The organism is Cellulomonas hominis (genome assembly GCF_005239125.1).
In the GTDB taxonomy this organism is placed as follows: domain Bacteria; phylum Actinomycetota; class Actinomycetes; order Actinomycetales; family Cellulomonadaceae; genus Cellulomonas; species Cellulomonas hominis_A.
On the sequence record NZ_SZYE01000247.1, the window covers coordinates 1 to 4,657 of the forward strand.

A 4,657-nucleotide genomic window follows, 5' to 3' on the forward strand; every position below is an offset into this window, starting at 1 on the left:
GCCGGCGGTGGCGCCCGGCGCGGGCGCGTGCGCCGCGCGAGCCCGGGGCCCTGCGCGCGGTGCTCGGCGACCCCGGGGCGCGGCTGGCCTTCTGGATGCACTTCTCCGGTCAGTTCAGCAACCACGTCGTCGTGCTGCTGTGGGGGTACGCGTTCTTCGTCGAGGGCCAGGGACGGACGCCCGGCGAGGCCAGCGCGCTGCTGACGCTCAACGTCGTGGCCGCGGTCGTCGCCGGGCCGGTCATCGGCGTGGTCGTCGGCCGGCACCCGCGTGCGCGGATGCCGCTGGCGCTGGGCACGTCGGCGGCGATCGGGCTGGCCTGGCTGTCCGTCACGCTGCCGTCGACGCCCGTGCCGTTCGCGGTGCTGTGCGCGTTCGTGGTCGTGGTGGCGGTCGGCGGCCCGACGTCGCTGGTCGCGTTCGACGTCGCGCGCTCGTGCACGCCGCCGCGACGGCTCGGCACGGCGACCGGCTTCGTGAACACCGGCGGGTTCGTCGGCGCGCTGGCGACGATGCTCGTCGTCGGGATCGTGCTCGACGCCGCATCCGGGGGCGGCGCCGGGGGCGGCGCGCGGGACCTCGACGCGTTCCGGGCGGCGTTCGCCTGGGTGGCCGTGCCGTGGGCGCTGGGCGTCGGGGCGATGCTGCTCGGCCGCCGGTCGGCCAGGCGGGCGCACCCGGGGCTCGCGGTCTGAACCCCTCCCGACCGGTCGGTCGGTGTGGTCGTGCTGTGACCGCGCCGTGACCGGATCGTTGTGATCGACGCGACATCGGGCCGGAAAGAACCGTGGCGTCGCGATGACCTGCGTGAGAGGATCGCCGTGTTGCAGTGACGTACTGACGCTTGACCGGCGCCGGTCGGGCCCCCTCCGGGGACGCCCGCGCGGTACCTTCCAGCCATCCGGCTGGTCCACCCGGTGCAGGACGCGGGATAGGCATTGCGGCACGGTCCGGGGAGTTCCCGGCACCGTCACCGGATGGACAGAAGGACAAGAACATGGCACAGGGTGCTGTCAAGTGGTTCAACGCTGAGAAGGGCTACGGCTTCATCGCCCAGGACGGCGGCGGCGCCGACGTCTTCGTGCACTACTCGGCCATCGACTCCTCGGGCTACCGCTCGCTCGAGGAGGGCCAGCGCGTCGAGTTCGAGATCACCCAGGGCCCCAAGGGCCCCCAGGCGGAGCAGGTCCGCCCGCTCTGATCTGACGGTCCGCCCCCGCAGGGGCGATCGCACGACGAGGCCGCACCCCCGAGGGGTGCGGCCTCGTCCGCGTTCGTCCGCCGGCCCGGTTCAGGCCGACGGGAGGACGTCTGCGTCCCCGCCGGCGTCGGGCTCCAGCTCGGGGGCGGCGTCGCGCAGAGGGACGGCGCGGCCGACGAACGCCGCGAGCTCCTCGCCGACGAGCAGCCGCGCCGGCACCGGCAGCGACCGCAGGTCCCGCGCCAGCCCGGCGTCCGCCAGCAGCGCCGGGTCGTCCGTGCCGACGACCACGAGGTTCCCGTACCGCCGGCCGCGCAGCACCCCGGGCTCGGCGACGACGCCGACGTGCCCGAACACCGCGCCGAGCGTGGCGGCCTCGGCGCGCGCCAGGGCGAGCGGCGGCCGGTCGGCGCAGTTCGCGAGGTAGACGCCCCCGGGTCGCAGCACCCGGGCGACGTCGCGCGTGAACTCCTCCGTGGTGACGTGCGGGGGCGTGCGGTCGCCCGCGAACACGTCGCGCACCACCGCGTCCGCGCTCGCGTCCGGGAGCGTGCCGAGCTCGGCGCGCGCCTCGCCCGCCCGCAGCCGCAGCGCGGGGGACCGGGGCAGGTCGAACCAGTCGCGCACCAGGGCGACCAGCACCGGGTCGAGGTCGACGGCGACCTGCCGGGCGCCCGGGAACCGCGCGTGCCCCCACCGCGCGAGCGCGCAGCCCGCGGCGCCCAGGTGCACCGCGCGGAACGGGCCCTCGGCGGGCGGCAGGTGGTCGAGCACCGCCGCCATCTGCTGCATGTACTCGAAGTCCAGGCGCTCGGGGTCGGCCAGGTCGAGGTGCGAGCTCGGCACCCCGTTCACGAGCAGGGTCACGGCGTCCGGGTCGTCGGGGGAGCGCTGGACCTCGGCGGTGCCCGTGGCGATCGGGACCGGGCCGTCCGGCCAGGCCTGCGCCGACCCGGACCCGCGGCCGCGTGTCGGTGGTCGGTGGGACTCTGGAGCAGGTCGCCGGCCCCCGGCGGTCTTGTCCGACCTGCTGGTTCGGCCGGACCGGCCACGGGACGCCATTCCGACACCGTACGGGTTGACGCGTTCGAACAGGTGTTCGATACTGGAGCAGTCGAGAGAGGGAGGTGCGCGATGCCGGTCAAGACCCTTCGTGCCCTGCGGAGTGCGGCGCCCGGGCTGTCCGGCCGCACGGCGGAGCTGCTGCAGCGGGCCGACGCGGAGCTGGTCGCGGCCCAGTTCTCCTCCGAGCCCTGGGAGCAGTTCACCCACGCGCACCTCGCCGCGCTCCGGGCCGGCGCCGCCGTGCTCGCCGAGCGGCAGCCGCTGTCCGCGCGCCGCGGCCCGCGCACCGTGTGGGAGCTGCTCGACCGGGTCGCGCCCGAGATGAGCCGGTGGTCCGCGTACTTCGCCGCCGGTGCCGGGCTGCGCGCCGCCGTGGACGCCGGGCGGTTCGACGCGGTGTCCGCCGAGCGCGCCGAGCAGGTGCTGTGCCACGCCGAGGACTTCCTGGACCTGGTCCGCGCGGAGCTGGAGAGCGCGGCGGCCGAGCTCGAGGCGGCCCGGGCCGGATGAGCCGCGGCCCGCGGTCGCAGGACGCGAAGCGCGACTGGGGTGCCGAGGAGGACGGGTGCTCCATCCTGCACGTCGACATGGACGCGTTCTTCGCCTCCGTGGAGCTCGCGCGGCGGCCGCATCTGCGCGGGAAGCCCGTGATCGTCGGGGGCTCCGAGCGCTCGGTGGTGCTCGCCGCGACGTACGAGGCGCGCGCGTTCGGCGTGCACTCGGCGATGCCGATGGCCGCCGCGCTGCGGATGTGCCCGCAGGCGATCGTCGTCCCGCCCGACCACGCCGCCTACACCGAGGTGTCGCGCAGCGTCATGGAGGTGCTGCACGACATCACGTCGCTGGTCGAGCAGGTGAGCGTCGACGAGGCGTTCCTCGACGTCAGCGGCGCCCGGCGCCGGCTCGGCAGCCCCACCCGGATCGCGGCGATCATCCGGGAGCGGGTCCAGGCGCGGCACGGGATCACCTGCTCCGTCGGCATCGGAGCCACCAAGTTCGTCGCCAAGCTCGCCTCCGGGCACGCCAAGCCCGACGGGGTGCTGCTCGTGCCGCGGGCCGCCACCCTCGACTTCCTCCGGGTGCTGCCGGTCGGCGCGCTGTGGGGGGTCGGCGAGCGGACGGCCGCGGCGCTCGAGCGCTGGGGCATCCGCACCGTCGCCGAGCTCGCCGACAGCGACGTGTCCGTCGTGCAGCGCGCCGTCGGCAAGGTCGCGGGCGCGCACCTGCACGACCTCGCCTGGGGCCGGGACCCGCGCCCGGTCACGCCGGGCCGGGAGGAGAAGAGCGTCGGCGCGGAGGAGACGTTCGCCGTCGACGTCCGGGACATGCGCGTGGTCGAGAGCAAGGCGCTCGAGCTCGCGGACCGGTGCGCCGGCCGGCTGCGCGCGCAGCGGCTCGTCGCGCGCACCGTCGCGGTGAAGGTCCGCACCTCGGACTTCCGGACGCTGACCCGGTCCCGGACCCTGGCCCAGCCGACCGACGTGGGCCGCGAGCTGTACCTCGTGGCCCGCGACCTGCTCGCCGCGGCGGACCTGGGCGGGCTCCCGGTGCGGCTCGTCGGGGTCCGGGCGGAAGGGCTGATGCCGGCCGCGGACGTCGTCCGGCAGCCGACGCTCGACGAGGCCGCCGGGTCGAACCCCGATGCGCGGCGCGAGGCCGAGCGGGCGATGGACCTAGTGCGGGCCCGGTTCGGCCGCGCGGCCATCGGCGCCGGCACCCCCGCCGTGGGGCGGTCCGCGCGCGAGGTGTCGGCAGGGTCACCCGCTGCGGGGGAGCGCTCGACTACCGAGTTGGCCGACGGCCATCTATCCTGAGGTGAAGTAGTCCCGACGGCGGAGCACGGGGGTTGGAATGCCTCTCTCCGAGTACGAACAACGTGTACTGGAGCAGATGGAGCGTCAGCTCACGTCTGATGATCCCCGGCTCGCGAACACGCTGACATCGCGTGGACGTAAGCCGGTCCTGCGGTATGTCCTGGGCGGCATCGGTGCCGTCGTCGGACTGCTGCTGCTGGTGGTGGGTGCCGCGCAGTCGCAGGTGTGGCTGGGTGTGCTGGGCTTCGTCGTCATGTTCGCCTCCGTCGCGATCGCGTTCACGCGCCCGCGCCACGGTGGTGGGCCGGTCGGCGTCGTGCGGCCCGACGGCAGCACAGCACCGCGCCCTGCGGCCCCCAAGGCCAAGAAGGGTTTCATGTCCCGGATGGAGGACCGCTGGGACAAGCGGCGCGACCAGGGTCGTTGACGACCCCGCTCCCGCCCGCCTGATCCGGCGGCACGACCGCACCCGGGCCCGCCTCGCCGAGGCGGGCCCGCGCGCGCTCCCACCACCCCCGACGCGGGCCCCCCGTCCGCGCCGTCGTCGGCGCGGGGCGGCGGCGCGCACGCGCGTGGC

General features: G+C 75.7%; 6 protein-coding genes. 5 read left to right on the forward strand and 1 reads right to left on the reverse strand.

All coding sequences use genetic code 11. The features are described 5' to 3' along the window. A partial coding sequence (locus tag FA014_RS18080) for an MFS transporter (protein WP_230323374.1) occupies positions 1–695 on the forward strand: 695 nt, incomplete at its 5' end. Positions 696–997: 302 nt separating this feature from the next. Further along, positions 998–1,201, forward strand: a complete 204-nt coding sequence (locus tag FA014_RS18085; RefSeq protein ID WP_154731012.1) for a cold-shock protein — start codon at positions 998–1,000, stop codon at positions 1,199–1,201. Between the two features lie 90 nt (positions 1,202–1,291). On the opposite strand, the gene FA014_RS18090 is transcribed toward FA014_RS18085, so the two are convergent. Then, positions 1,292–2,068 (reverse strand): spermidine synthase, encoded by a 777-nt coding sequence (locus FA014_RS18090; protein ID WP_230323375.1) that lies wholly within the window; start codon positions 2,066–2,068, stop codon positions 1,292–1,294. A 267-nt stretch (positions 2,069–2,335) separates the two neighbouring features. Here FA014_RS18090 and FA014_RS18095 point away from each other — a divergent pair, with 267 nt between their 5' ends. The 3 genes from FA014_RS18095 to FA014_RS18105 are packed head-to-tail and all read left to right on the forward strand — an operon-like array spanning position 2,336 to position 4,507. Continuing rightward, on the forward strand, positions 2,336–2,776 hold the full coding sequence (locus tag FA014_RS18095; RefSeq protein ID WP_154731014.1) for an SAV_6107 family HEPN domain-containing protein: 441 nt from the start codon (positions 2,336–2,338) through the stop codon (positions 2,774–2,776). After that, on the forward strand, positions 2,773–4,080 hold the full coding sequence (gene dinB / locus FA014_RS18100) for a DNA polymerase IV (protein ID WP_154731015.1): 1,308 nt from the start codon (positions 2,773–2,775) through the stop codon (positions 4,078–4,080). Before FA014_RS18095 ends, dinB begins: the two co-directional genes overlap by 4 nt. A 37-nt stretch (positions 4,081–4,117) precedes the next feature. Continuing rightward, entirely contained in the window at positions 4,118–4,507 is a 390-nt protein-coding gene (locus FA014_RS18105; RefSeq protein ID WP_154731016.1) for a DUF3040 domain-containing protein, read from the forward strand. The last annotated feature ends 150 nt before the right edge of the window (positions 4,508–4,657 follow it).

What these genes read in the sequence shown, in the direction of transcription:
- FA014_RS18085 (WP_154731012.1), top strand. Translation starts at nt 998, where the DNA reads ATGGCACAGGGTGCTGTCAAGTGGTTCAACGCTGAGAAGGGCTACGGC.
- FA014_RS18095 (WP_154731014.1), top strand. Translation starts at nt 2,336, where the DNA reads ATGCCGGTCAAGACCCTTCGTGCCCTGCGGAGTGCGGCGCCCGGGCTG.
- dinB (WP_154731015.1), top strand. Translation starts at nt 2,773, where the DNA reads ATGAGCCGCGGCCCGCGGTCGCAGGACGCGAAGCGCGACTGGGGTGCC.
- FA014_RS18105 (WP_154731016.1), top strand. Translation starts at nt 4,118, where the DNA reads ATGCCTCTCTCCGAGTACGAACAACGTGTACTGGAGCAGATGGAGCGT.